We start from the raw sequence: 23831 nt of genomic DNA, 5'->3' as shown, positions 1-23831 counted from the left end.
AAAACCGAGGTATCTGTTGTGGCATCCGACGCTTCCGCACCTCCTGCCTCTTCGGCATCCGACGCACCGCCCGCAACATCGCCATCCGAAGCGGCCAGCAGCACTCCTCCAGCCTTTCTCGCAAGTTGGCCCACAGACACTCGCTTGCGCTATCGGCTGGGCGGCAACTACCGCGGTGAATTGCACGGCAATGCACAAGTGTTGTGGCAACGCGAGGGTACGCGCTATCAGGCCGTCATACAGCTCGACGTGGGCTTCTTGCTATCGTCTCGCTTTTCCAGTCAGGGTGAGATCACAGAGGCCGGTCTGCGGCCTGAGGTCTATGAGGAGCAGATACGCAAGAAACGGAGAGGAGTGCGTTTGGGCGAGGATGTTCGCCTTGACAACGGCAACCGCGTTCCCCGCCCGCAGGACGTGCAGGACGCCGCCAGCCAATTCGTTGAGCTGGGCCACCGCTTTGCCACAGGCCAGGTTCGCCTGGAGCCAGGGGGCCAGATCAACTTCTGGCTTGCCAGGCCAGGTGGGGTAGACGAATGGACTTACGACGTGGTGGGCGAAGACACCGTTTACCTGCCCCGGCTAGGCCCCGTGCAGGCGGTGCATCTAAAGCCTCGCCCACTGGCCCGGCCGCGCGGCCCGATCATGGCCGAGATCTGGTTCGCGCCCAGCCTGCAGTACCTGCCCATCCGTATCTTGCTGACGTCAGGTCCAGATACCTACGTAGATCTGATGGTGGAAACCGTAGAGCAAAAATAGGAGCGCCTGAAAACAGCTCCAGGGCTCAACCGAGCACTACTTCTTGCGTAAATCCACCACCCGCCGGGCCTTGCCCACGCTGCGCTCAATGCCCCCTTCGCCTCTCAGATCAATTTCTACGCTGCTGCCCACGTAGACCTTGATCTCATGCTGCAAGAGCTTGGCAGCCGCACGGGCTTCGATGCTCTCCGGACTGACTCCGGGTGCGGTCTCTATCGCCACCTTGAGGTTGTCCATGGGCCCTTCGCGCGTAAGCACGCATTGATAATGCGGCGCCAACTCCGGGCGCTTGAGGATCAGCTCCTCAATCTGAGTCGGAAAGACATTGACCCCGCGAATAATCATCATGTCGTCGCTGCGGCCAGTGATTTTTTCCATGCGGCGCATGGTGCGGGCGGTGCCAGGCAACAGGCGCGTCAGATCCCGCGTGCGGTAACGAATGATCGGCAAAGCCTCTTTGGTGAGGCTGGTAAAGACAAGTTCACCCTGCTCCCCATCGGGTACCGGCTCGCCTGTATCGGGGTCGATGATCTCCGGGTAAAAATGATCTTCCCAGATCGTGGGCCCATCCTTGGTTTCCACGCACTCGTTGGCAACTCCCGGCCCCATCACCTCGGAAAGGCCGTAAATATCCACCGCGTCGATCCCCATGCGCGCCTCAATGGCGGAGCGCATCTCGTTGGTCCATGGCTCCGCGCCAAAGATGCCGAGGCGCAGTGATGTCGACTTGGCATCTAGCCCCTGCCGCTCGATCTCATCGGCAATAGCCAGCATGTAGCTTGGCGTGACCATGATGATGTCGGGCTTGAAGTCCTGAATCAGCTGAATCTGCCTTTCAGTTTGGCCGCCGCCGAAGGGTACAACCGTGAGGCCCAGCTTCTCGGCGCCGTAATGCGCCCCCATGCCGCCGGTAAAAAGGCCATAGCCATAGCTCACATGCACCATGTCGCCCGGCCGTGCGCCAGCGGCACGAATGGAGCGCGCCACCACCCCCGCCCAGGTGTCAATGTCCTTGGCCGTGTAGCCCACCACCGTGGGCTTGCCCGTGGTGCCGCTGCTCGCATGAATGCGCACCACTTGCTCGCGAGGCACCGCGAACATGCCAAACGGATAATTGTCCCGGAGGTCCGATTTGGTGGTGAAAGGAAACTTGGCAAGATCAGCCAGCGTCTTGCAATCGTCCGGATGCACCCCTGCAGCGTCAAATTTTGCCTTATAGACTGGCGAATGCTCGTATGCATGCTTGAGCGACCACTTCAGGCGCTCAAGCTGCAAGGCGCGCAACTCGTCGACGCTGGCTTTTTCGATCGGTTCTAGCGGAAAGCTTTTCATGGCTATACATCCTCTGTAGGAATGACCGTACCTGCAATTTGTGCACTCTTGCCCCGGAACAAGGCGACTGCCTGCCCCTTCTGGTTGGTCACGCGCATGTCGTAGATGCCATGCCGGCCACTTTGAACCTGCTCGATTCCCTCGCAGGTGAGTACATCGCCTTCGTGGGCGGGCTTTAGAAACTCGATTGAGCAGCCCGCAGCCACGGTGTTGTGATTACGGCTGTTGCAGGCGAAGGCGAAAGTTGAATCAGCCAGCGTGAAGATGAATCCACCGTGGCAGATCTGATGGCCATTCAGGTGCAAGGCGCGGACCGTCATGCGCATGACCGCGCGACCCGGTTCGCAGGCCAATAACTCCATGCCCATGGTTTCTTTCGAAGCCATGTCCACTGAAAACATCGCCTCGCCAACGCGGCGTGCCAGATCATGCGCCTGGCTCTGAGAAAGTGCGGACTGCGCTGTCATCATTCGCCCTTGAACTGTGGCGCGCGCTTTTGCAGAAAAGCCGTGACACCCTCAATGTAATCGTGCGTGAAGCCCAGGCGTGATTGAACGTCGCGCTCAAGATCCAGTTGCTCATCAAGGCTGTGCGTGTGCGAGTTGCGCAGCAGATGGCGCGTGGCCACCAGCGCCTTGGTGGGCATATCCGCCAGACGCAGCGCCATGGCCTTGGCCGCCCCCAGCGCATCCTCCTGCACATCCCAGATCATGCCCATGGCCTTGGCTTCGGCGGCAGGGAGCTTGTCGCCCGTCATGGCCAGAGCCATGGCGCGCGCCAGGCCCACCCGCTGCGGCAGCAGCCAAGTGCCGCCACTGTCGGGCACCAACCCGATCTTGCTGAAAGCCTGAATAAAGCTGGCACCGGGTGCGGCAATCGCAATATCGCAAGCCATGGCTACTGAAGCCCCCGCTCCGGCGGCCACGCCATTGACTGCGCATATCGTCGGCACCCCCACACCAACCAGACGGCGCGTGGTGGGGTTGAATGCCTGCTGGATGATGGGCCCAGGGTCTGCCCGGTGCATGATGTCCGGGCCATCGCGAAAATCAAACTCGGAAAGGTCTGCACCGGCACAAAAGGCCCGTCCCGCTCCTGTCAGCACCAGTGCGCGAATGGCTTTATCCGCCTCCACCCTGTCCAGGGCATCCCACAGGTCCCGGTGCATCTGACGGGTGAAACTGTTGAGCGACTGAGGGCGATTGAGGGTAAGGATGGCCACAGGGCCATCGGTTTCATACAGGACGCAGGCATCCGCGTTGGGCATGGTTTTGTCTCCTTCAGACTCAAATTTACCATTAACCAACCGACTGGTCGGCTAACTCAATGAAGATATTGCCCGCTATAGTGGCCCCTGCGCGTTGCCGCGACAACATTTTTTCAAGAAAAGCAGGAGAAATCTCATGGCCTATGAATTCATCGACGTCCGCACCGAAGGCGGCAAAGTCGGCATCATCACCTTGAACCGTCCGAAGCAATTGAATGCGCTGAACAGCCAGCTCATGGTGGAACTGGGCCAGGCGCTGAAGACATTCGATGCGGATGAAGCCATCGGCTGCATGATTGTTACCGGCAGCGAGAAAGCCTTTGCCGCGGGCGCTGACATCGGGGCCATGGCCACCTACAGCTTTGCCGACGTCTACCGGGACGACTACATCACGCGGGATTGGGAAACCATTCGCTCCATACGCAAGCCGGTCATCGCTGCAGTGAGCGGCTTTGCTCTGGGGGGAGGCTGTGAACTGGCCATGATGTGCGATTTCATCATCGCCGCCGACAACGCCAAATTCGGTCAGCCCGAAATCAAGCTGGGTGTCATCCCCGGAGCAGGTGGCACACAGCGTCTGCCCCGTGCAGTGGGCAAATCCAAGGCCATGGATCTAGTGCTCACTGGCCGCATGATGAACGCCGAAGAAGCTGAGCGCGCCGGCCTCGTCAGCCGCGTAGTGCCGCTCGACAAACTCATGGAAGAAGCTCTGGGCGCTGCCCTCATCATCAGCGGCTACGGCCTGCTGGCCACCATGGCCGCCAAGGAAAGCGTCAACCGCGCCTTCGAAGGCGGCCTGAGCGATGGCGTCATGTTCGAACGGCGCCTTTTCCACGCCTTGTTCGCGACCACCGATCAGAAAGAAGGCATGGACGCTTTCGTCAACAAGCGTGCCGCCAACTTCAAGCATCAGTAAAAGCTACCGCTGACTGCCGCGTTGTGAGCCGACCGGCAGCAGTTCAATCGCCAGTGACAAATGACTTGCTGAGCACCCAACGTTTCCGACCAACGCAGAACTTGATCGTCCTGGGTGCAATGTGTTCGTCTGATATGGCATGCTGGCCCCCGCCAGCATCCATTTTGACGTTCGCGATCGGCGCTACTGAGACATTCGGAAAGCCTCAGCCGCGACGCATTCTGCGGGCGCCTGCTGCCCCAAAAGCTGCCATCGCAGTTGCCAGCACCGCAAGCACACCCGCTTCCAGCGTGGGGACAGGCGTTGGTGCTGTTACTGCGTTAAAGGTAATCGTGATGCTGCCGTGACCCGTCTGCACACCAGCGGTAGTGGATCCGCCGGTCAGCCCGCCAATGTAACCTGACCCTCCGCCTCCACCTGCTGCGTAAGCAGCGCCACCCCCATAGTAGCCACCACCGCCGCCGGCCATGTGATATTCGGCGATACTGCCGCCCAACCCCAACTGACCCGCAACGCCGCCACCGGATCCGGCTGCGCCGCCTGCCGACTGCGTCCCGCCGCCGCCGGGACCAAAATCATCGTAGTACAGTCCCTCTCCCCCACTGGAGCCACCACCCGCGCCACCGGCCCCGTGGTTCGGGCATCCGGTATTACCACCGCCGCCACCGCCTGCTACAGCCACCCGGTTCGCCAGCGCGGTTCCACCTACGCGCACATCAGTGGCCCCACCTCCGCCAGCTCCGTAGGTGCCACCACCACCACCGCCATTGAAGCCACCTGGCATGGGTATGATGTTGCCCACGTCGGGAGCCTGGCCTCCCACAAACAGGTTCAGCACCTGGCCGGGTGTCACAGCCAAATTACCCTGCGTCAGGCCGCCCAGACCGCCGTCTTCCTCACGGGGGCCAATGCAAGGGTAAGACCCGCCGCCCTGAGCCCCTCGCAGCTCCACGGCCACCTGGGTTACGCCAGCAGGCACTGCCCAAGTCTGCACCGCTCCGGTGTAAGAAAAACTGACCGAAGCCCCAAATGCGGCCGAGGACAGAACCAAAGTTGAAGCGGCGACAGCCACCCTCGTCATGATTGCCATGACAACCTCCCTAAGTGATGTTGTTATCCAAAAATTATGTTCCCGTAGCAAAGCCGCTACAAGCAGCACAACATGCAACGAGAAAAAGTGTTGCACACTGTCACATCCTTTGGCGCAGGGGTTGCCAACGCTCAATTTTTCGCTATATACTTCAAGGCTTGGCGCTTTAGCTCAGTCGGTTAGAGCGATGGAATCATAATCCACAGGTCCGCGGTTCGAATCCGTGAAGCGCCACCAATAAAAACAACGACTTAGCCCAGCCTAACCCGCTGGGCTTTGTTGTTTCTGGGGTGCGGGTAGCCACTGTGTAGCCGTCGATCCCTGGCATTGCTCCAAACCCGCTATCCTTTGACCATATGCTGCCCCTGAAGGATCAACACATCCGCTGCGCGTTGGCTATTCACTTCTTCAGCGCGGCATACGCAGATCATTAGAGACACATCGTGCCCGATATTCTCAATATTTCCTGCTACAAGTTCACGCCACTGCCAGACGCCGCCGCGCTGCGCGTCACCCTGGCCGAGCGTGCCAACGCACTGGCTCTGAAGGGCACTGTACTACTCGCCGAAGAAGGCATTAACTTTTTCCTGGCCGGTACCGCTAGCGCCATCTACACCTTCGTCAACGGCCTCCGCGAAGACCCTCGCTTTGCCGATCTGAACCCCAAGGAAAGCTGGTCAGACACCGTCCCGTTCCGCAAAATGCTGGTCAAGGTCAAGCGCGAAATCATCCGCATGGACCACCCCACCATCCGCCCCGCCAACGGCCGTGCTCCCTCAGTCACCCCTTCCACACTGCGCCGCTGGCTGGAACAAGGCCACGACGACGAAGGCCGCGAAGTCATCACGCTGGACACTCGCAACGACTACGAAGTGGACGAAGGCGCCTTTCGCAACACAATAGATTGGCGCCTGACCAAATTCACCGAGTTTCCACCCGCGTTGCGTGCGAACAAAGCCAGTCTGTCCGACAAGACCGTGGTGAGCTACTGCACCGGCGGCATCCGCTGCGAAAAAGCTGCGATCCTCATGCGCGACGAGGGACTTGAACACGTCTACCAGCTTGAAGGCGGCATCCTCAAATACTTCGAGGAGACCGATGGCGCTTTCTACGACGGCGGATGTTTTGTGTTTGATGAGCGTCGTGCGGTGGATGCGAATCTGGCAATTGCACCGCTTCTGGCTGAGGGTGAAAACGAGGCCAAGTAACGCGGTCAAAGTTTCGAGCTGAGCCGAGATGACGATCAATTAACCAGAACATCTGACAGCTGCGTCCTCGCTGGTAACCCCTGCGCACAGACAGAGGGAATACCAAGGGAGTGCGCAGCTTCCCGACTAAGTGTCCCCGGCGTTCGAACACAAGAAGATAATCGCATTTTTCTAGTCCCAGCGCCGCCAAGCGATGCGGCTCAATGCGCTTGCGGGTAACCTCCCCGGTGAACAAGTGGCGGGCAACTGCCACCTTTAGTCAGGCCCCTATCCACCGGCCCCGCTCCCCTGACACTTGGAATGGCGCTCCAGCACATCGCCTCCCCAGCACTAGGCCTCCCGTCCCGCGCAGCAGGGCCTCGCTCAAGCGTAGGCCAGCGGCGTACAGCACCTTGAGCGCTTTCATGGACTCAGATGGCCAGCGACACATTCGCTTGCACCTCATCCCACGGGGCGGTCAGGGTCCGGCCATCGCGCACCAGCAGGCCAGCCGACTCCAGCACCGCTACATCGGTATGCACATTCTTGTAATCCCGGCCAAGGGCCTGGGCCAGCTCGCGCACGCTTTCTGCCTTGTGCTGGTGGACGTAGCGCAGCAACTCCAGGCGCTTGGGCGTCAGGGCCTCCAGCATGGTTTGCGCGTCCAGAAAGGTGATGTGCGTTTCGTTGACCTTCTCCCCGGATGCCGCACGATTCCATGCGCCAGCAAAGCGCTTGCCCATATCTGCCAGGGTGCCCACATGCACTTGAACTTTACCCATGGTGTTCACCATTCGCCCTTTCTACATCGGCCAGGAAGTCGGCCACCAACTGTTCCACATTGACAAAGCGATACGGGGTTTCCAAATCGCCCAAATGCTTGTGGTCGCCCTTGCCCCGTTCGTTGTCATACCCGACAAGGCGTTTACCATCCCGCCCGAAGAACAGGCTGTATTTAAGCCCATGCGGTCGCTCGCTGCTTGCCTCTGGCAGTCGCCAGATGGTCATTTCCACAATCGCCCCATCGGCCAGCACAGCCTTGTCGTAAAAAATGCGCTGCGCTTTCATATGGTGACTTTAACCATGATTTTTTATGGTGTCAAATGCCATATAAACCAACCACCTCGCGCAGACGTCCGGGTTCTGCCTGTGCATCAAACTGCGCTCCAACCAAGGCTTCAGCGCCAGGCGGTACAGATGCGCCGTAGCCCTGAGACTGATGCCGCGCACTGTCGGAGGCCCGCGCGCTGCAGAACTCGCGTGCCACATTCATGCGCCTGTGGGTCGCACAACCGGTGTAATGCGGGCGCCACGCGGGATTGAATCAAATCAGCACGGGCCAAAGCCCCAATCGCCGGTCGGACTGCCACACGCACTATTGCCCCGACCCCAGCCGGCCAAATCGTGCGCCGTGTAGGTGAATTCGGGCACGCGCGGGACGATGAAGGCTAAGTCAGCCTTCGTGTATTGATCAATCAGGGGGAGCGTTAGGATCTGTTTCTTTACGTGGCATTTCAGATGGGTTCCACCAATCTTTTGTCGCGCCTCGTAGTCGTGTACAAGAGCGCATTGATCTGCCTACAAACATGCTCTACGCAAACGGCGCCCCATTGTCTTTTCTGGCTCACTCATACCTAAACAGCACCTCAGCCGCTGGGCTGCCTTCAAGTGACCATCATCGCCGCCCGCAGGAGCGCAAAAGATCGCTATCCGATGCCCCCGCCTCTCGCATGCGTCCGATCACATCAGGCGGACATCTGTATGTATCGATGTTTTCTGAAACTGGATCACCGCACGCCTCATCTATGGCTACAGTTTCAGCCCACGATGTTGACCTTCTCGCATCTGCAACACTGCGCATCATGGCGTGAAGATTGCTTGCCAGAAATTTCTGGTAGCCCACGTAGCCTCCGTAGCTATTCTGAGCAGCACTTACCTGCTGGGCAGCGGCGTTCAGCGTGGCCAAGCGGTTGCGGTCTTCTGTCAGGTCCTGGCGCCACTTGGCAAGATCCAAATCGCTCAGCAACACCTTGATCTTGCGGCCCACCAGCAGGGGCTCAAACGCAGGGTCGTCAATGTCAACGTCCGCAATGTCGATTTCTTCGAATTCTTCCTCGGCGCCAGCGCTTCCAGCCTTGTAGGAGGTCAGCCGTGCCAGAGTGGCGTCAACGTCTTTCAGTTGGCGGCCGACAGTCAGGCCGAAGGACCATACAGAGCTCTCCATGCGCTTGAGCAGGTTCACGCGCATGAGGTGGATCAGGCTTTCTTCGCGATCGACTTGGCGAAAAATGCTCTCGCCACCCCGGATCAAGGTGCTGTACTTATCGTCATAGGCTGCGAGTTTCCCCTCCTTCACATAGCGCAGCGGTGCGTAGCTGGCGAGCTTCAGTCGGCGAATCTCCAGATTGATGTCTTTGATAGACTGAAACTCGCCCGCCTTGTCGACGTCCGCCTTGATGTTGATGGGCGGCAGCCGGCTGGGAAAGCGCCCAGTTTCGGCTGTTCCATAGTATTTCTCGATGTGCCGGCGCGAGCGCGCTATGGTCAGGTGATCAAGCAAGCTGAAGTAGTCAAAACCCAGCATTTCAACCAGCATTTGCGGCGTCTTTTCAGCTTCGGGCAACTCCAGCCAGCGATTGAACGCCTTTTGCGCCCGGCGCGTGGTGCTGTCAATGCTGGCAATACCGTGGTCGAACAAGGCCGTGTCATCGCCTTCGGTGACAAATGCGATCTGGTTGCGCAAATCCGCCAGTCGGTTGTTGACAGGGGTGGCCGAGAGCATCAGCACACGGGTCTTGACGCCCTCGCGAATGATCTTTCGCATGAGCCGGTCATAGCGAGTCTCAGCGCCCTGCTTGGGCGCCTTCTTGTTGCGGAAGTTGTGCGACTCGTCGATGACCACCAGGTCGTAGTTGCCCCAGTTGATGTGCGTGAGGTCAATGTCCCCTGACAGGCCGCCGTCGCGCGACAGGTCGGTATGGTTCAAAACGTCGTAATTGAATCGATCTGGCGCGAGAATATTTCGCTGGTCGTTGGCCTATAGAGGGTCCAGTTGTCCCGCAGGCGCTTCGGGCATAACACCAGCACGCGGTCGTTACGCAGCTCGTGGTACTTGATAACAGCGAGTGCCTCAAAGGTTTTGCCCAGGCCGACACTGTCGGCGATGATGCACCCGCCGAACCGATCCAGTTTGTCAATCGCACCTACCACGCCGTCGCGCTGGAACTTGAAGAGCTTCTTCCAGACGACGGTGTTGTGAATCCCGGTGGCGGCTTTGACGATGCGGTCCTCGTCCATTTCCTGGCTGTCCGCATGGAACAAGTGGTAGAGCACCGCCGCATAAATGCCCATGGGGTCGCGTGGACTGGAAAGCTCATCCAGCTTCGCCAAGAGCACTGATTTTGCATCGGGCTGAGCGCCCAGCGACGCCCATTGGGTATCAAACCATTGCGCCAGCATCTCGCTTTCCTGGGCGGATTCAGATGCTTGGATGAAGCTGAGCGGGTTACCAGGTGTCAAACCCAACCCATCGGTAGAAAAACCAAAAGCACCGTGCACGGCCTGAAGAGGCTCGCCGCTAGTCCCTCGGACCACTGCCAGACCTTGAGGTACGCCCCCCGCAGCCCGGCGCACCTCCGCCTGGCTGCGCAGCCATTCGGCCAGCAACATGGCCAGGCGTGGCACCTGCAGGCGGTTGCGTGAGGGTCGGTCGACCTCTGACCCGAGCAGCGACAACTCAGCCGCCTCGTAGGGCAGGACGAGTCGAGTGTGCGAAAGCTTTGATGCCCCCTCACGAAGAGCTTCAAACGCGAAAAGAGAAACTGATGACGTCAGCAGGTCCAGGGAGTTTCCCTTTGAGAGAAGGGGTCGAACAAGATCCACAACCCGCTCTGTTCCCGCATTTCGGATCAACTTCATCTGGCGTCCATTCTAGACTGGACTGTAACCAAATATGAGGATGAATCCGCTCCGAGTGAAGTGTGACCTGCGCAAGCGTGGGCGTGAGTGTGCGCTGCCTACCGCTGAGCGGCGCAGATCTCGCCCGCCCGGCGGATAAGATGGCCATAAGCGTGATCGCTGCCATCGTTGAGCTTGAGCGCGACTTTTACACCACCCGTCAGGCGATCATCTGCATGCGGAAAAAATTGGAGGTACACACCACATGAACAGCACAGATTGCGAATGCCGAGTTCCCAACTCGCCTCCAACTTTGGCAGAGCAGATCGACATCGGGGTTACAGAAGACTACTGGTACATCAGCCGCATGCGCTGCTCCAGTTGCGGTACACCATGGTTGCGCGCATTCATGGAGCACGAAGCGTTTTCCAGAAGTGGCCGCCACTACCGTGCGCCGGTGACCGACGCGGCGCTCATCGATATCACACCTGAAGCCGCACTAACCCTTATCGAGAATGCGACTTTCAAGATCGCCGGAGGCAGCTACTTCGACGGAGTGGAAATCGTGATCGCAGCAAGACGATGAGCGCGCTCCCGGAAGCCGGCGGCGCACAAACAATCTCAGGCTAGTGTCCTGAGTTGCAAGTTCGTTGACGAAACAAATCTACCGAAATCGGCGCCAGGCAAGGAACATAACGCAGTGATACCCAGTGGTATCACGAGGCTTTGTGACGCAGCATGGGGTCCATTGTCGGTGGATTTGGCCAACGAATTTGCAATTCAGGACGCCAGGTGCTTGTCCGTGGTGGTGATGGCCGCGTAGCCAAAACCCAGCGCGGCCATCGATGCGGCATGCACTTGGGCGGCCGGCACGGCAGTGCCATTGAATTCCAGGTTCATGGTGGCACAAGCATCGTGCGCCACAGTGACGGCGTAGCCGAAGTCGGCTGCCGCACGGCTGGTCGCCTCGATGCACATGTGGCTCATGGCACCGATCACCACTAATTCCTTGACGCCTTGTGCATCCAGCAGCTCTTTCAGTTGGGTGCCGCGAAACGAATTGGGGTAGTTTTTGACGATGACTGGCTCACCATCCTTGGCCGCCACGGCAGTGATGATCTGCACGCCGGCCGTGCCGGGTGTGAAGAATGGCGCGTCGGGCTGGGCGCCCTCATGGCGGACATGGATGAGCAACTCGCCTTTGGCGCGCGCCGCCGCAATGACTCGGGCGGCATTGGCCACGGCAGCATCCAGACCGACCAGCGGCAGCTTGCCAGTAGGAAGGTATTCGTTCTGAAGATCAACAACGATGGTGGCGCGTTTGTTCATGGTGTGGACTCTTTCATTGGTTGGAGGATTCTGCGTTTCAGGCCGCGTAAGATGAATTTTGATGAAGCACGGCCTGTGGCGCAATTGGCCTTAATAACTATTGTCGAAACAATTGGGCCAAAATGCGCTGATGCAGCCCGTCCGTGTAGCCGTCCTTGCCTTTGATGGCGTCAGCTTGTTCCATCTATCTGTGCCCGGCATCGTGTTCGGCGTCCAGCCACCGCCCAGTGGTTTGCCTCCGTATGCGGTGGGTTACTGCGCAACCACGCCTGGCCGGGTGCGGTGCGACCAGGGCGTGGAAGTTGAGGTGTCTGCCGGTCTCGATGCCATGGTCGACGCCGACATCGTGGTGGTGCCCGCCTGGAACCACCCTGAGCTCGCCGCTCCTGTTGCGCTGACGGACGCATTGCGTCAGGCCCACGCACGCGGTGCTCAGATCATCGGTCTTTGCCTGGGTGCTTTCGTTCTGGGGGATGCTGGCCTGCTCGATGGAAAGGCTGCGACCACCCACTGGGCCTGCCGCGAACTCTTCTCCCGGCGGTTTCCGAAGACGCACTTCCATCCGGACGTGCTGTATGTCGGTGATGGCAACGTCATTACTTCAGCCGGGACGGTGGCCGCCATCGACTGTTGTTTGCACATACTGCGGCTGCGCCACGGGGCCGATGTCGCCAACCGTGTGGCGCGCATGCTGGTGACCCCGCCGCATCGCCAGGGCGGCCAGGCGCAGTACATCGAACAGCCCGTTCCGGCCTTGCCGAGCGAGGCGCGCCTGCCCGGTGTGCTCGAGTGGGCGCGCGCGCATCTGTCGGAGCCGCTGTCTCTCGATGCGATGGCTGACGTGGCGCGGATGAGCCGGCGAACCTTCACCCGGCGGTTTCGAGAAGCCACAGGCATGACCGTGAACAAGTGGCTTTCGTCTGAACGCATCGGCAAGGCCCAGCAACTGCTGGAAACCACGGACATGTCCATTGAACAGGTCGCGGCAGAAGCTGGCTTCGGCACATCACTGTCATTGCGGCAGCACTTTGCAAAGCAGGTTCGCACCTCACCGTCTTCTTACAGGCGTGCCTTTCGCGACGGCAAGGCAAGCGGCAAGTGAACTCAGATGCTCACTGAAATAGCAGTTTGCTGGAGAAATTCAGGCTGGAAAACAACCCGTGAAACTTTGGCCGTGCACTTGAAGGCAGGAAACAGGCGCCAAGCCGCGCTGCACCCCGTCAAGTTGATGGCCTACGTCACGCATCGCCGAGCAGACCAACTGCCTGCACTAAATGGTGGCGTCTGCATGTACACGTCACGTGGCCATCAGTTGGAAACCCGATTGCGCCCCGCCTCTTTGGCTCGATACATGGCTTGGTCTGCACGGTCGAGCAGGCCCTGAGCGTCGATTTCACCCGGGTGAGAAAGCACCAGGCCAATGCTTGCGGAGCAGCGATGGGTGATAACGCGCTCAAGGTGGGGGGACTCATCGCGCATGGCGACGGGAACGACCTGATAGGGTTTGCCCAGCGCCTCCCGAATACCCTCAGCCAGTGGGCGCGCTTTTGACCACGCGGCTTCCATGTCTGGCCCCAAGCCCGGCAGCAAAACCACGAACTCATCGCCCCCAAGGCGAGCCACGGCATCGGTGCTACGGACGCGCTGGCGCAGCCGTTGCCCTACTTGGATCAGGAGATCATCTCCCGCTGCGTGGCCGTGCTTGTCGTTGAGGGGCTTGAAATTATCGAGATCAAGAAACACCACGCCCACCAAATGATTGTCGGCTCTGGCCTGTTCCAGGGCATCATGCATACGCATCAACAACCGACGCCTGTTGTCCAAGCCGGTCAAAGGGTCAACGAAGGCCAGTTCACGGTCTTTTTCGTGCTCCTGATGCTGTTGGGTAATGTCTGACATGAAGGCCAAGGTCGCTGGTCGACCACCCCAGTCGTAACGAACACCGTTCATGCGAACCCAGCGCTCCACACCATCTCTGCGTCGCAGACGGACTTCGTAGCTCTGGTGATCGCCCTGACCTTTGAGCCGAAGTTGATGCACCCGCAGAGACAGCTCGCGGTCATCGGGATGCAAATAATCCAAGTAAGGGCGATCGATCAGCGCGTCGGCCGGGGCACCCAAGAGACCACAGGCGGCCGGGTTAGCGTATCGGATCATCAAGTCCGAAATGATCACAACCCCTTCATTTGAACTCTCGATCAACCGCCGATAGTGCCGCTCACTGGCCTGTAACGCCGCTTCGCTGCGCTCGCGCAACATCATGGGCACGCTGATTGCAATCAAAATTGTGGCGGACAACGACGCCAGATACAAGATCAGCTGGCTCCATGTGGAGTCACTGACAGACTCGCTGTTGTCCCATCCGAACAATTCTGCCGATATGCGCACCACCAGCGCTGCCGACCAGATCAAGGCGCCCGCGATCAGTAGTTCGGCGCCCCGCCGACCAACATTCTCCCGGCGATAGCCCACTGTGGTGCGCAAGAGCAACCCCGCCTGCAACAACATGATCGCGGAGATAAGTTTGGTCCGAAGTCCGTAATCCGTCACGATGATGGCAAGTACACCCATGGCGACGACAGGCCAGACTGTCCATTGCACACCACTGAGCCGCCCCCGCAGCCGGTTGACGCCCACCAGAAACAAACTGAGCAGCCCGCCAAAGGCCAAGTTGGCAATCAACACGTAGGCCAGTTCGGGCAAATGGGGCCTCAACGCCAAAGCCAGGTAGCCCACCAAATGAAGAACGAGCGCCGCCGCCCACAACCGCAGGTCTTTTTGCGCGCCAATGGCAGCCACGATGAAGCTCCCGGCCAGCATCGCGTTGGCGTAGACCATGAACAAAAAAACGAGGGAAGATGAATATTCATCTCTGAGCGTTGCTACCTTATCAAAGCCCATTAAACTGCAGTATCAGAAGCCCCAGAGTATGAGGGTTAGTGACTACTTCGTTCCCGTCGGAGACCAGATAGGCCAAACGGCGTTGCGCCAGCTCGATGGGTTGGCAGACATCGGCGCCAAATTGAGTCGTGCGCTGGGGCGGCCCGTTTCCGATCTGTGGAGCATGCAGAACGGCTATGCGCTGGCCAGCAAGTCAGGGCTGGAGATGATTTCAGCTTACCTTCGCGAGATCGGCGAATCCGGGGCTGATGAATTGGGCAGCCGGTTGCGCATCGGTGTGCACCGGGGTGTTGAGGTGACCGATGGGCCAAACTCACCGGGGCCAGTGGTGGGCCAAGTCTTTTGCTCGGCGCTTCCCGTGGCTTATGGGCGGTGCCGCCGCCCTACTGGCAGGATTTTGCGCAAGTGGTGCTTGATGCAGCCTATGAGGCCACGTTACTAGCCGGCGTGCTGAACAGCCGGCAAGGCGGTTCGAACATTGTGCTGCTGACCCTGCTCGGCGGCGGTGCGTTCGGCAACGCCTCCGATTGGATATACACCGCGATCCAACGGGCGCTGGACAAGACCCATAGCCACGATCTGGATGTTCGCTTGGTGAGCTATGGGCCGCCCTCGGCGCAGTTGCGGGCTTTCACCAAAGGCCGGGTGGAGCCTGCAAAGTTAGATTGATTGTGTTGCCCTGAAGCCGCTGTAGCCGGGCCTGCTTGGACCTTGAGCGCGAAGTGCCGTACGGCGTCCCGACGCCGACGTATCGCCCAACTCCTATCGCCCAGCTACCGCCGATTAAGGGCACTTTGTCCGATAGGATCTTCATGGCATCGCCCCTGTTTGCCCCCACTTGGCTGCGCGACCTTTGCCCGTTGGCATGATCAGCCCTTCAGCTTTCATGGCACGCAAGACGACGCGGACCATGTCGCGGCTGATGCCGGGGCAAGCTTCTTCGATTTCGGATATCGAGAACGGCAGGTTTCTCTTGAGGATTTCGGCGCGCACACGGTCGCCCTTGGCACCGCGCCCACGTTCAATAGTGCCGACACGTTCTTCGAATTCCTTGTAGGCCCGAAGCAGTGCCCCCCAAAAGTAGTCGAGCCACGGGGCAATATTGTGCGCACCTTCATGCCAACCTTGCGAGCTAGCCTCCAGCGTTTCGTAGTAGGTTTCTTTCGATTCTTCGAAAATGCGCTCCAGACTGATGAAGCGGCCTACCGCGTAGTCGAAGTGATAGAGCAATTGCAGAGTCAGCAAACGTGCCATGCGGCCGTTGCCATCCGGGAAGGGGTGGATGCAGAGGAAATCGAGGATAACCAGAGGCACCAGTACCAGCGGGTCTGCCAGATGTTGATCCAGTGCAGTACGGTAGCGCGCGATCATGTCGGTCATCGCCATAGGCGTGAGATGCGCCGCCACGGGCCGGAAGCGAATGCGGGAGCTGCCGTCGGGGTGGCGCTCGACGATGTCGTTGTTGGTGGCTTTCCAGCGTCCGCCCGGCTGTGGCATGTAGCGATACAGAATGCCATGAAGCTGCTGGACTGTGCCGTCTGAAAACGGCATCTGTTCGCCGCTTTCGTGGATCAATGCCAGCGCGTCGCGATAGCCCGCCACCTCTTGCTCGGAGCGGCTTTGAGGTTTGGCGTTTTTGAGCACCAACGACTTCAGGCGGTGCGCCGCGACCACCACGCCCTCCAGACGGTTTGATGACTCGGTGGACTCCACCACGGCCACCTGCCGCAAGTCGCTCAACACCTCAGGCGACTGCGCCACGTACAACTTCTGCTTACCCCGATACTCGCCCAGAGCACGCAGAACCGCCAGTTGCTGGGCATCGAAGCGCAGCTTGGCGAGGTAGTCGGGCAAGAGTGAATGCATGAGGATCTCGGGAGCCGTAAATGGGGTAATCGTACCCTTAATTGGGGTAAAACACCACGTCATTACCCCTATAAATAAATAATTACCCTATTGGGAGCGCTCGGCTTGCCCGAGTACGAGGGCGCGCTGTTTCAGGTGGCCAGCCAGTTCAACGCGCTGGAGATGATCAGCCCCACCGTGACTCCTGAAGAAGGTGTGACCCGTTATGCGTGCGATCGCACGCAAGGCCCGGCATGCGCCATGGCCGCGGGGGCGGCGACTACCTACCGCAACTACTTCGTTCCCGTCGGAGACCAGATAGGCCAAACGGCGTTGCGCCAACTCGATGGGTTGGCAGATATCGGCGCCGAATTGAGTCGTGCGCTGGGGCGGCCCGTTTCCGATCTGTGGAGCATGCAGAACGGCTATGCGCTGGCCAGCAAGTAAGGGCTGGAGATGAATTCAGCTTACCTTCGCGAGATCGGCGAATCCGGGGCTGATGAATTGGGCAGCCGGTTGCGCATCGGTGTGCACCGGGGTGTTGAGGTGACCGATGGGCCAAACTCACCGGGGCCAGTGGTGAGCCAAGTCTTTTGCTCGGCGCTTCCCGTGGCTTATGGGCGGTGCCGCCGCCCTACTGGCAGGATTTTGCGCAAGTGGTGCTTGATGCAGCCTATGAGGCCACGTTACTAGCCGGCGTGCTGAACAGCCGGCAAGGCGGTTCGAACATTGTGCTGCTGACCCTGCTCGGCGGCGGTGCGTTCGGCAACGCCTCCGATTGGATCTACACCGCGATCCAACGGGCGCTGGACAAGACCCATAGCCACGATCTGGATGTTCGCTTGGTGAGCTATGGGCCGCCTTCAGAGGGTGTCGCAAAAGTGCTTCTCTGAACGATTCCCTGAATGGCCCCTCCCCGCTGGGGGCGCCCGGCTGAGGGGAGGTCAGGGTGGGGGCTCTCGGAGCATTTCGTAGTCACTGCCTTGTTTTGGTGCCGTGCGTGCCCCCATCCCAACCTTCCCCCAGTGGGGGAAGGAGTAGTTTTGCGACACCCTCTTCAGCGCAGTTGCGGGCCTTGGTTAAAGGCTTTTAATGAATGCCTGTTTAAAGTGACTCGCAGCAAAGACCGGCTCAATAGTCGACGCTTACCACCCCCACAGAAGTCGCCGTGCAACCCAGCCCGACGTTCCTTCCTCCTTTTTCACCTTGACCCAGCCTGCACGCTTTTCCTGAGTCTTGAGCAAATCACCGTAAGCGGCTTTACCGACTATTCGATTCCGAGGACTTGGACCGCTACGGATATTCGCCACAGGCACCTTGACAATGTGATGCGGTTGGCGGCCAGTTAGTGACGTTGCCACCCACCCCCGATCATTCTCGAAGTCCTGCACCTTGAGCCACTGACCGCGCCGCTCCAACACCTTCAGTGGATATCCGCGTTTCAACTTCCACAACGACTCGGTATGAGTGCCAGGACCATCACGCATGTTGACCACGCTGCCTTTCACGCTAACCATCTGCTGCGCGGCAGCCATGCTTGTCATAGCCGCCATCATAGAAAGACCCAGTGCAATGTGACGTAAGGTGAGCAAGATGTGTTTGGAAGGCATGCGGCAGGAATCCTTTCGAAGTTGTGACGCAGTGAATGAATCTGACACTGCAAAAGTGTGAATCAATGGGGGGGCTAAGGTTCCCGTGGGTGCAGCTTTCCGCGATCATCACGCCACTTCACCCAGACATTCCCGTAACAGCCCCGTATCGGAGGCGAGGTTTGCACAGAATTAACCGAACAAACCCGACAAATTGATCATCCCGCTGAATGACGGGTTTCCTGCCAACTCCGCGCGCCTGTTCATTGATCTTTACTTCGGGGAATCTAAGGACTCGCCATCTGCATGGGCGAACATGCCTCGGCTGAAACTTCAATCTAGAGCCTGTCGGACTTGGAGCGCCGAAAGCGAAAATGGGACCCGGCAAGGACAGTTTTTGCAGGATTCGCAGGCCCATAGCCCAGCTATGGGTCAAGAAGACTGTGAAAAGTGGACCGCTGCGGCCCATTTGCAGCCGGCGATTTCCAAATCCGACAGGCTCTTAGGGCCGTACAATACTTCCACCATGCGTCGTTGGTTGATTGCGATTTTTCCCTGCTCTTCATCCTCAGCGTAAGTCCGTTCGCGCTCGACCAGATCCAGGCCGGTTCGTCCACTTCGCCTTTGGTCAAATTCGATCATGGTCAGTCCAGCATAGTCGAAAGCTTCGATCACTCGAATCATGAAGCTGGCTTGCCTCGTCAGGAGCATGATCAGGGTTTGGCTGACTATCAAATAGAACTGCCCGAACAAATGCTGTTCACGGCGAACTCACTTGCAACGGAGCACAGTGCTCCTTCACCTGCCGCACGCCCCCTGCGGGCGGACATGAATCCGACGCTTGACGGGTTGCGGCGGCCGCCTAGAGCTTGAATTTAGTCCGATTCAGCCCCCATGGGTTTCGCCGCAGCAACCTGCGTGCCACAGTCCATGTTTGCACTCATTTGCCGGGCGCAACACGCGCCTTCCCCCGATCTATTGCCTTTAACCCAAATATGAACACTTCCATACATAGCTTTGGCCGCACAGCCGGCCAACTCAGCGCCGTCGAACGCAACCGCGTTCTGCGCAACACCTACGCACTGCTGGCCTTGTCCATGGTGCCTACAGTTCTCGGTGCCTGGATCGGAGTCACAACAGGCATTACCGCCGGGCTGACTGGGTTCATGGGCATGATCGTGTTCCTGGGTGGCGCATTTGGCTTCATGTTCGCCATTGAAAAAACCAAGAACTCGGCAGCAGGCGTGCCCGTCTTGCTGGCATTCACCTTTTTCATGGGTTTGATGCTGTCGCGCCTGGTCGGTCAGGTGCTGGGGCTTGCCAACGGAGCCAGCCTGATCATGACGGCATTTGCCGGCACGGGTGCGATTTTCCTGGGTATGGCCACTTTGTCTTCAGTCATCAAGCGTGACCTGAGCAGCATGGGCAAGTTCCTGTTCATTGGCGCCATCATGCTGCTGGTGGCTGGTGTCGCGAATATGTTCATCAAGTCAAGCGCCCTGATGATCACGCTGTCGGTTCTGGCCATTGGCATTTTTTCTGCCTTCATCCTGTACGACCTCAAGCGCGTGCAAGACGGCGAAGAAACCAACTACATCAGCGCCACCCTGGGCGTTTACCTGAGCCTGTACAACGTGTTCCAGTCGCTGCTGGCCTTGCTCGGCATCACGGGCGGCCGAGACGAATAACGGATGCCATCTGCCTTGGGTTGGGGAGAAGCCGCCGTTCTTGGGTTACTGCAGGGGCTGACGGAGTTTCTCCCGGTCTCCTCCAGTGCCCATCTCCGGATCGTGGGCCCTCTTCTGCCCTCTGGCGGCGACCCCGGCGCGGCTTTTACCGCGATTACGCAGATCGGTACCGAATTGGCCGTACTGCTTTATTTTCGGCATGACCTTGTCCGCATCGCACTGGCATGGCTGAATTCACTGAAGCACCTGCGCGGCCCATGGACACCGGACGCGCGCATGGGTTGGCTGATTTTGATCGGCACGTTGCCCATCGGCTTGCTCGGGCTGGCCTTCAAAGACCTCATTGAAGGCTCGCTGCGCAATCTTTACCTTACGGCCAGCATGCTGATAGGCTTCGCTCTGCTTCTGGCCTGGGCAGACCGGCGCGGCGCGCACGCGAGGCAGCTAAGCCAGTTGACCTGGCGACAGGGTTTGCTCTTTGGTTTTGCGCAAGCCATGGCCTTGATTCCGGGTGTGTCTCGATCAGGAGGCACCATTACAGCGGGGCTGCTAATGGGCTTCACCCGTGAGGCTGCCGCGCGGTATTCATTTCTGCTGGCTATTCCCTCGGTGCTGGCCTCTGGCTTCTACCAGTTGTACCGCAGTTGGGGTGCGCCACAGGCCGTGGCCGCTGGCCCAACCGCGCTAGCCACCGTGATTGCCTTCTTTGTCGGCTACGCCGTGATTGTGTGGTTTCTCAAACTAGTTTCTACACGCGGCTATATGCCGTTTGTGATTTACCGCATTGTGCTGGGTGCATTGGTTTTTGGCCTGCTGGGGTTCGGCGTTCTTCAGCCCTAAAAAAGAAATCATTGCTCCTTGCCTTTGGTCGCCGTTCTCGCAAAAGTGAGTTCAGCGCCACCTATGCAACGCTCCCTGGACTCCCGCCTGCGCGGCGGCCAGCGATCCGGGAATGACGGATGAGAAAGACGAAGAGAAGTCTCTGATCGGGTGCCGAAGGATCAATGCCACGAACCGTTGAACCCGCTTTCACGGGAATCGGCAGAAGATGCCAGCGCCACCCTTATCGATACTAAAAAATAGCCGGTTCAATCATGGCGCCCCTGTACCGCACGCACCAAGGCCTTCGTGTTCTGCCGCATCAGAGCCAGGTAACTGGGGGCCGGCCCTTTGCTGTCAGTGAGTGAGTCCGAGTACAAGGCTCCTGCAGGCTTGACACCGGTTTCCCGTCCGATCTGGTCGATGAGCCTGGGGTCGGAAATACTCTCAATGAACAAGGCCTTGATTTTCTCTGCCTTGATCTGGCGCACCAGACGTGCAACGCCCTTGACAGAGGCCTCTGCCCCAGTGTTTGCGCCTTGTGCCGCAAGAAACCTGACCTGATAGGCTTGACCGTAGTAGGCAAAGGCATCGTGCGATGTGATGACTTGGCGCTGATCCACGGGGACTGACCGCCAAGCATCGCGGATTTCAGTATCCAGAAGGTCTAACTCGGCCTGGTACGCTTTGGCGTTGCGCTGGTAAGCAGCGCATCCGTCTGAGTCCGCTTCGCAGAGCGCATCAGCTATGTTGGCGACGTATCGCTTCACATTGGCCACGTCTTGCCAGGCGTGTGGATCAGCTTCGTCGTGGGCATGTCCGTGACCATGGCTATGCCCGTGGTGCTCTGTACTCTGGATGACCTTGGCGCCACGACTGACGACCACATCGCGCCCCTTGAACTGCGATGCCTGCATCAGGCGGCGCAACCAGGTTTCGTAACCCAACCCATTGGAAAACAGCACCTGAGCTTGCCGCACTGTGCGCGCCTGACTGGGACTGGGCTGGAACACGTGGGTGTCTGCCCCAGGTCCCACGAGCACAGTCAGCTCCACACGGTCTCCTCCAACCTGGCGCACCAGGTCGCCCAGAATGCTGAAGGTGGCCACGGCCTTAACCTCGCCTGCAGCATGTGCTGGAAAGGCTGCCACCAACCCCAGAGAAACCAGCAGTAGGCTCAGTACTTTGCGTGCACGTGAGGGCAATAAGATGATGCTCATGTGGTGTCAACCTTTGAGATGTGAATGGGGGCGGTACTGAATCAAACCCTGGCGCCCCAGCGCGATAGAAGAAAGATAGATGCCTCCCAAACACAACACGATGCTCGGCCCGCTGGGCCAGTCGGCGTGAAAGGAGATCAGCAAGCCGGATGTGCATCCCAGCAGCGCAAAGGCTACGGCCAGCCAGAGCATGGCGCCGACCTGCCTTGCCCAGAAGCGCGCCGCTGCCGCAGGCAACACCAGCATGCCGACAGACATCAGGGTGCCCAGTGCATGAAAGCCAGCGACCAAATTGACCACCAGCAGCGCCAGAAAACCATAGTGCGCGACCGGGCTCCAGCGACTTACCTGCCGCAGGAATGAGGGATCGAGACACTCCATGACGAGTGGCCGATATAGCAGCGCCAGCCCGGCCATCGTCAAAGTCGACAAGCCCCCCAGCAGCAACAGGGCTTCATCGTTGAGCGACAGCACCGTGCCGAACAGGACGTGCAGCAGGTCCACATTGTTGCCACGGGTCGAGACGATCAGCACACCTAATGCGAGCGACATCAAGTAGAAAGTGGCCAAGCTTGAGTCTTCCTTCAGCACGGTTGAGCGCGCGACCCAACCGGAGGCCACCGCCACCAACATGCCGGCCGCGATACCACCCACCGTCATCCAGCCCAGCGAAAGGCCAGCGAAGAGATAACCCAGGGCTGCTCCTGGCAGGATGCCGTGGGCTACTGCATCGCCCATCAGACTCATGCGGCGCAGCATCAGGAATACACCCATGGGCGCGGCGCTCAACGAAAGCGCCAGACACCCTGCCCATGCACGCCGCATGAACCCAAATTCGACCCAAGGGCTGAACAACCCCTGCCACAACCAGTCCATGAACGACGTCATAGCTTCAAAGCGCCTTCTGACATGCCATGGCGAGCCGGCGAGGGCTCGCACAACGGCGCGTTGTCGTCAAAGGCTTCGTGCATGTTACGGGCACGCGCTAGTTGGTCTGGCACCAGTACCTGATCGGGTCGGCCCCAAGCGACGAGTTCGCGAGCCAGCAGCAACACCTGCTCGAAATGCCTACGCACCAGATCCAAGTCGTGCAACACCGCGATCACGGTACGACCTTCTCGTCGCCACCGATGCATTACATCGACCAGCTCGCCGGTAGTGCGCTCGTCTACTGCCGCGAAAGGCTCATCGAGCAGGAGCAGCGATGCGTCCTGCAACATCAGGCGTGCGAACAATGCGCGCTGGAGCTGCCCGCCGGACAAGGTGTCTAGCGTCCGATGGCCGAACTCAGCCAGGCCCACGGTGGCGAGCGCCTCCTGGCAACGCTGACGCTGGCCTGCGCTCAGGCGCCCCAGTGCGCCGATTTCTCTCCACAACCCCATGGCGACCATGTCGAATACGTTGATTGGGAAGCTGCGGTCAATCTGCGAGGTTTGCGGCATGTAGGCCACGGCCTGCTGGACCGGGCACTCAATGCGCCCCTCCATCGGCTTCATGAGGCCGGCGAGACATTTGAGCAACGTGCTTTTGCCGGCCCCGTTGGGACCCGTGACAGCGACCAGCGAACCTGGCGCTATGTGCACGCTCAGGTGGTGCACAGCGGGATGCCGCTCGTACCCGAGCGTGAGGTTCTCAATGACCAAGGGCGAGGACAGCATGGTTCAATCTTCTCCCATGACCCACGCCAGTACAGCCCACATCAACCCGCTGAGCAGCAAGACGCCCGCCACGCGAACCCACGCTGAACGCAGCAGCATGCTGACCTGACGAGGTGCCATGTGTGAAGAAAAATAACCGTGACGATGCGTAGACTGCATGATGGGGAGATAATTGCAACCGAGTTGCATCTTTCCGATCATATCGCAACTGAGTTGCGTTTGGTTCTGAAGTGATAGACAGATCTCAGAGGAACCGCTCGGCGCTTAGAACCTGTTCAAAGTCTCCTTGCGCAGAGACTTTGAACAGGCTCTAGAATTTTTCTTTAACCTCGTCCAG

At 59.1% G+C, this 23831-nt stretch carries 28 protein-coding genes and 1 tRNA gene; 12 read left to right on the top strand and 17 right to left on the bottom strand.

The window, feature by feature from the left end; genetic code table 11:
* The first annotated feature begins 18 nt into the window (after window positions 1-18).
* Complete coding sequence (locus AAAK34_RS06105; RefSeq protein ID WP_431777843.1) at window positions 19-756, top strand: DUF3108 domain-containing protein; 738 nt, start codon at window positions 19-21, stop codon at window positions 754-756.
* A gap of 36 nt (window positions 757-792) precedes the next feature.
* On the opposite strand, the gene paaK is transcribed toward AAAK34_RS06105, so the two are convergent.
* From paaK to AAAK34_RS06090, 3 genes are read right to left on the bottom strand one after another with little or no spacing between them, the layout of a single operon-like run.
* On the bottom strand, window positions 793-2088 hold the full coding sequence (gene paaK / locus AAAK34_RS06100; RefSeq protein WP_231693587.1) for a phenylacetate--CoA ligase PaaK: 1296 nt from the start codon (window positions 2086-2088) through the stop codon (window positions 793-795).
* 2 nt (window positions 2089-2090) lie between these two features.
* The gene (gene paaI, locus AAAK34_RS06095; protein WP_231693588.1) at window positions 2091-2558 is read right to left on the bottom strand and encodes a hydroxyphenylacetyl-CoA thioesterase PaaI; all 468 of its coding nucleotides are present in this window, start codon (window positions 2556-2558) and stop codon (window positions 2091-2093) included.
* Window positions 2555-3355, bottom strand: a complete 801-nt coding sequence (locus tag AAAK34_RS06090) for an enoyl-CoA hydratase-related protein (protein ID WP_231693589.1) — start codon at window positions 3353-3355, stop codon at window positions 2555-2557. The genes paaI and AAAK34_RS06090 overlap by 4 nt, the downstream gene beginning before the upstream one ends.
* A gap of 136 nt (window positions 3356-3491) precedes the next feature.
* Between AAAK34_RS06090 and AAAK34_RS06085 the strand changes: the two genes are divergently transcribed.
* On the top strand, window positions 3492-4271 hold the full coding sequence (locus tag AAAK34_RS06085; protein ID WP_231693590.1) for an enoyl-CoA hydratase: 780 nt from the start codon (window positions 3492-3494) through the stop codon (window positions 4269-4271).
* A gap of 205 nt (window positions 4272-4476) precedes the next feature.
* On the opposite strand, the gene AAAK34_RS06080 is transcribed toward AAAK34_RS06085, so the two are convergent.
* Window positions 4477-5361, bottom strand: a complete 885-nt coding sequence (locus AAAK34_RS06080) for a glycine-rich protein (RefSeq protein ID WP_231693591.1) — start codon at window positions 5359-5361, stop codon at window positions 4477-4479.
* A gap of 160 nt (window positions 5362-5521) precedes the next feature.
* Here AAAK34_RS06080 and AAAK34_RS06075 point away from each other — a divergent pair.
* Window positions 5522-5598, top strand: a tRNA-Met gene (locus AAAK34_RS06075).
* Between the two features lie 206 nt (window positions 5599-5804).
* The gene (locus tag AAAK34_RS06070) at window positions 5805-6569 is read left to right on the top strand and encodes a sulfurtransferase (protein ID WP_231693592.1); all 765 of its coding nucleotides are present in this window, start codon (window positions 5805-5807) and stop codon (window positions 6567-6569) included.
* Window positions 6570-6979: 410 nt separating this feature from the next.
* On the opposite strand, the gene AAAK34_RS06065 is transcribed toward AAAK34_RS06070, so the two are convergent.
* From AAAK34_RS06065 to AAAK34_RS06045, 5 genes are all read right to left on the bottom strand, one after another.
* Complete coding sequence (locus AAAK34_RS06065) at window positions 6980-7330, bottom strand: helix-turn-helix domain-containing protein (protein ID WP_231693593.1); 351 nt, start codon at window positions 7328-7330, stop codon at window positions 6980-6982.
* On the bottom strand, window positions 7323-7616 hold the full coding sequence (locus tag AAAK34_RS06060) for a toxin-antitoxin system TumE family protein (protein ID WP_231693594.1): 294 nt from the start codon (window positions 7614-7616) through the stop codon (window positions 7323-7325). The genes AAAK34_RS06065 and AAAK34_RS06060 overlap by 8 nt, the downstream gene beginning before the upstream one ends.
* Before the next feature lie 31 nt (window positions 7617-7647).
* Window positions 7648-7821: a hypothetical protein gene (locus AAAK34_RS06055; RefSeq protein WP_431777842.1), complete on the bottom strand. Its 174-nt coding sequence runs from the start codon at window positions 7819-7821 to the stop codon at window positions 7648-7650.
* A 402-nt stretch (window positions 7822-8223) separates the two neighbouring features.
* Complete coding sequence (locus AAAK34_RS06050; RefSeq protein WP_231693595.1) at window positions 8224-9534, bottom strand: hypothetical protein; 1311 nt, start codon at window positions 9532-9534, stop codon at window positions 8224-8226.
* Window positions 9531-10466 (bottom strand): SNF2-related protein, encoded by a 936-nt coding sequence (locus tag AAAK34_RS06045; protein WP_431777841.1) that lies wholly within the window; start codon window positions 10464-10466, stop codon window positions 9531-9533. Before AAAK34_RS06045 ends, AAAK34_RS06050 begins: the two co-directional genes overlap by 4 nt.
* A 244-nt stretch (window positions 10467-10710) precedes the next feature.
* Here AAAK34_RS06045 and AAAK34_RS06040 point away from each other — a divergent pair, with 244 nt between their 5' ends.
* On the top strand, window positions 10711-11031 hold the full coding sequence (locus AAAK34_RS06040; RefSeq protein WP_231693597.1) for a hypothetical protein: 321 nt from the start codon (window positions 10711-10713) through the stop codon (window positions 11029-11031).
* 194 nt (window positions 11032-11225) lie between these two features.
* Here AAAK34_RS06040 and AAAK34_RS06035 read toward each other — a convergent pair whose 3' ends face one another.
* Window positions 11226-11774 (bottom strand): cysteine hydrolase family protein, encoded by a 549-nt coding sequence (locus AAAK34_RS06035; protein ID WP_231693598.1) that lies wholly within the window; start codon window positions 11772-11774, stop codon window positions 11226-11228.
* Window positions 11775-11904: 130 nt separating this feature from the next.
* Between AAAK34_RS06035 and AAAK34_RS06030 the strand changes: the two genes are divergently transcribed.
* Window positions 11905-12876: a helix-turn-helix domain-containing protein gene (locus AAAK34_RS06030; RefSeq protein ID WP_231693599.1), complete on the top strand. Its 972-nt coding sequence runs from the start codon at window positions 11905-11907 to the stop codon at window positions 12874-12876.
* A 206-nt stretch (window positions 12877-13082) separates the two neighbouring features.
* Here the strand turns inward: AAAK34_RS06030 and AAAK34_RS06025 are convergent, their stop codons facing one another.
* A complete protein-coding gene (locus tag AAAK34_RS06025; protein ID WP_431777840.1) occupies window positions 13083-14612 on the bottom strand; it encodes a diguanylate cyclase domain-containing protein in 1530 nt (509 codons plus the stop codon).
* Window positions 14613-14703: 91 nt separating this feature from the next.
* Here AAAK34_RS06025 and AAAK34_RS06020 point away from each other — a divergent pair, with 91 nt between their 5' ends.
* A complete protein-coding gene (locus tag AAAK34_RS06020) occupies window positions 14704-15117 on the top strand; it encodes a hypothetical protein (RefSeq protein ID WP_431777839.1) in 414 nt (137 codons plus the stop codon).
* Window positions 15081-15344: a hypothetical protein gene (locus AAAK34_RS06015; RefSeq protein ID WP_431777838.1), complete on the top strand. Its 264-nt coding sequence runs from the start codon at window positions 15081-15083 to the stop codon at window positions 15342-15344. Before AAAK34_RS06020 ends, AAAK34_RS06015 begins: the two co-directional genes overlap by 37 nt.
* A gap of 141 nt (window positions 15345-15485) precedes the next feature.
* On the opposite strand, the gene AAAK34_RS06010 is transcribed toward AAAK34_RS06015, so the two are convergent.
* Window positions 15486-16541, bottom strand: a complete 1056-nt coding sequence (locus AAAK34_RS06010; RefSeq protein ID WP_231693602.1) for a Fic family protein — start codon at window positions 16539-16541, stop codon at window positions 15486-15488.
* 90 nt (window positions 16542-16631) lie between these two features.
* Here AAAK34_RS06010 and AAAK34_RS06005 point away from each other — a divergent pair, with 90 nt between their 5' ends.
* Window positions 16632-16967: a hypothetical protein gene (locus tag AAAK34_RS06005; protein WP_431777837.1), complete on the top strand. Its 336-nt coding sequence runs from the start codon at window positions 16632-16634 to the stop codon at window positions 16965-16967.
* A gap of 146 nt (window positions 16968-17113) precedes the next feature.
* Window positions 17114-17413 carry a hypothetical protein gene (locus AAAK34_RS06000; RefSeq protein ID WP_231693604.1) on the top strand — a complete coding sequence of 100 codons (300 nt, stop codon included), beginning with the start codon at window positions 17114-17116 and terminating at the stop codon, window positions 17411-17413.
* Window positions 17414-17665: 252 nt separating this feature from the next.
* Here the strand turns inward: AAAK34_RS06000 and AAAK34_RS05995 are convergent, their stop codons facing one another.
* Together AAAK34_RS05995 and AAAK34_RS05990 are read right to left on the bottom strand one after the other, a co-directional pair.
* Entirely contained in the window at window positions 17666-18130 is a 465-nt protein-coding gene (locus AAAK34_RS05995) for an SH3 domain-containing protein (protein WP_231693605.1), read from the bottom strand.
* Between the two features lie 411 nt (window positions 18131-18541).
* Window positions 18542-18793 carry a hypothetical protein gene (locus AAAK34_RS05990; RefSeq protein WP_431777836.1) on the bottom strand — a complete coding sequence of 84 codons (252 nt, stop codon included), beginning with the start codon at window positions 18791-18793 and terminating at the stop codon, window positions 18542-18544.
* Window positions 18794-19104: 311 nt separating this feature from the next.
* Between AAAK34_RS05990 and AAAK34_RS05985 the strand changes: the two genes are divergently transcribed.
* On the top strand, window positions 19105-19797 hold the full coding sequence (locus tag AAAK34_RS05985; protein WP_231693607.1) for a Bax inhibitor-1/YccA family protein: 693 nt from the start codon (window positions 19105-19107) through the stop codon (window positions 19795-19797).
* 3 nt (window positions 19798-19800) lie between these two features.
* Complete coding sequence (locus tag AAAK34_RS05980) at window positions 19801-20637, top strand: undecaprenyl-diphosphate phosphatase (protein ID WP_231693608.1); 837 nt, start codon at window positions 19801-19803, stop codon at window positions 20635-20637.
* 248 nt (window positions 20638-20885) lie between these two features.
* Here AAAK34_RS05980 and AAAK34_RS05975 read toward each other — a convergent pair whose 3' ends face one another.
* Genes AAAK34_RS05975 through aztA form a run of 3 tightly spaced genes read right to left on the bottom strand, consistent with a single transcriptional unit; the run spans window position 20886 to window position 23494 of the window.
* Entirely contained in the window at window positions 20886-21836 is a 951-nt protein-coding gene (locus AAAK34_RS05975; RefSeq protein ID WP_231693609.1) for a metal ABC transporter solute-binding protein, Zn/Mn family, read from the bottom strand.
* A 6-nt stretch (window positions 21837-21842) separates the two neighbouring features.
* Window positions 21843-22724, bottom strand: a complete 882-nt coding sequence (locus AAAK34_RS05970; RefSeq protein ID WP_431777835.1) for a metal ABC transporter permease — start codon at window positions 22722-22724, stop codon at window positions 21843-21845.
* The gene (gene aztA, locus AAAK34_RS05965) at window positions 22721-23494 is read right to left on the bottom strand and encodes a zinc ABC transporter ATP-binding protein AztA (RefSeq protein ID WP_231693610.1); all 774 of its coding nucleotides are present in this window, start codon (window positions 23492-23494) and stop codon (window positions 22721-22723) included. The genes AAAK34_RS05970 and aztA overlap by 4 nt, the downstream gene beginning before the upstream one ends.
* Window positions 23495-23831 lie beyond the last annotated feature (337 nt).

Origin of the sequence: Ottowia caeni, from assembly GCF_050821495.1 — a bacterium.
GTDB classification, from domain to species: Bacteria; Pseudomonadota; Gammaproteobacteria; order Burkholderiales; family Burkholderiaceae_C; genus Ottowia; species Ottowia caeni.
Note: the sequence above shows the minus strand (reverse complement) of the source record. Positions and strands in the feature narration are given on the sequence as shown.

What these genes read in the sequence shown, in the direction of transcription:
- paaK (WP_231693587.1), bottom strand. Translation starts at nt 2,088, where the DNA reads ATGAAAAGCTTTCCGCTAGAACCGATCGAAAAAGCCAGCGTCGACGAG.
- paaI (WP_231693588.1), bottom strand. Translation starts at nt 2,558, where the DNA reads ATGATGACAGCGCAGTCCGCACTTTCTCAGAGCCAGGCGCATGATCTG.
- AAAK34_RS06090 (WP_231693589.1), bottom strand. Translation starts at nt 3,355, where the DNA reads ATGCCCAACGCGGATGCCTGCGTCCTGTATGAAACCGATGGCCCTGTG.
- AAAK34_RS06085 (WP_231693590.1), top strand. Translation starts at nt 3,492, where the DNA reads ATGGCCTATGAATTCATCGACGTCCGCACCGAAGGCGGCAAAGTCGGC.
- AAAK34_RS06080 (WP_231693591.1), bottom strand. Translation starts at nt 5,361, where the DNA reads ATGGCAATCATGACGAGGGTGGCTGTCGCCGCTTCAACTTTGGTTCTG.
- AAAK34_RS06065 (WP_231693593.1), bottom strand. Translation starts at nt 7,330, where the DNA reads ATGGGTAAAGTTCAAGTGCATGTGGGCACCCTGGCAGATATGGGCAAG.
- AAAK34_RS06060 (WP_231693594.1), bottom strand. Translation starts at nt 7,616, where the DNA reads ATGAAAGCGCAGCGCATTTTTTACGACAAGGCTGTGCTGGCCGATGGG.
- AAAK34_RS06055 (WP_431777842.1), bottom strand. Translation starts at nt 7,821, where the DNA reads ATGAATGTGGCACGCGAGTTCTGCAGCGCGCGGGCCTCCGACAGTGCG.
- AAAK34_RS06045 (WP_431777841.1), bottom strand. Translation starts at nt 10,466, where the DNA reads ATGAAGTTGATCCGAAATGCGGGAACAGAGCGGGTTGTGGATCTTGTT.
- AAAK34_RS06040 (WP_231693597.1), top strand. Translation starts at nt 10,711, where the DNA reads ATGAACAGCACAGATTGCGAATGCCGAGTTCCCAACTCGCCTCCAACT.
- AAAK34_RS06035 (WP_231693598.1), bottom strand. Translation starts at nt 11,774, where the DNA reads ATGAACAAACGCGCCACCATCGTTGTTGATCTTCAGAACGAATACCTT.
- AAAK34_RS06030 (WP_231693599.1), top strand. Translation starts at nt 11,905, where the DNA reads ATGCAGCCCGTCCGTGTAGCCGTCCTTGCCTTTGATGGCGTCAGCTTG.
- AAAK34_RS06025 (WP_431777840.1), bottom strand. Translation starts at nt 14,612, where the DNA reads ATGGTCTACGCCAACGCGATGCTGGCCGGGAGCTTCATCGTGGCTGCC.
- AAAK34_RS06020 (WP_431777839.1), top strand. Translation starts at nt 14,704, where the DNA reads ATGAGGGTTAGTGACTACTTCGTTCCCGTCGGAGACCAGATAGGCCAA.
- AAAK34_RS06010 (WP_231693602.1), bottom strand. Translation starts at nt 16,541, where the DNA reads ATGCATTCACTCTTGCCCGACTACCTCGCCAAGCTGCGCTTCGATGCC.
- AAAK34_RS05995 (WP_231693605.1), bottom strand. Translation starts at nt 18,130, where the DNA reads ATGCCTTCCAAACACATCTTGCTCACCTTACGTCACATTGCACTGGGT.
- AAAK34_RS05990 (WP_431777836.1), bottom strand. Translation starts at nt 18,793, where the DNA reads ATGATTCGAGTGATCGAAGCTTTCGACTATGCTGGACTGACCATGATC.
- AAAK34_RS05985 (WP_231693607.1), top strand. Translation starts at nt 19,105, where the DNA reads ATGAACACTTCCATACATAGCTTTGGCCGCACAGCCGGCCAACTCAGC.
- AAAK34_RS05980 (WP_231693608.1), top strand. Translation starts at nt 19,801, where the DNA reads ATGCCATCTGCCTTGGGTTGGGGAGAAGCCGCCGTTCTTGGGTTACTG.
- AAAK34_RS05975 (WP_231693609.1), bottom strand. Translation starts at nt 21,836, where the DNA reads ATGAGCATCATCTTATTGCCCTCACGTGCACGCAAAGTACTGAGCCTA.
- AAAK34_RS05970 (WP_431777835.1), bottom strand. Translation starts at nt 22,724, where the DNA reads ATGACGTCGTTCATGGACTGGTTGTGGCAGGGGTTGTTCAGCCCTTGG.
- aztA (WP_231693610.1), bottom strand. Translation starts at nt 23,494, where the DNA reads ATGCTGTCCTCGCCCTTGGTCATTGAGAACCTCACGCTCGGGTACGAG.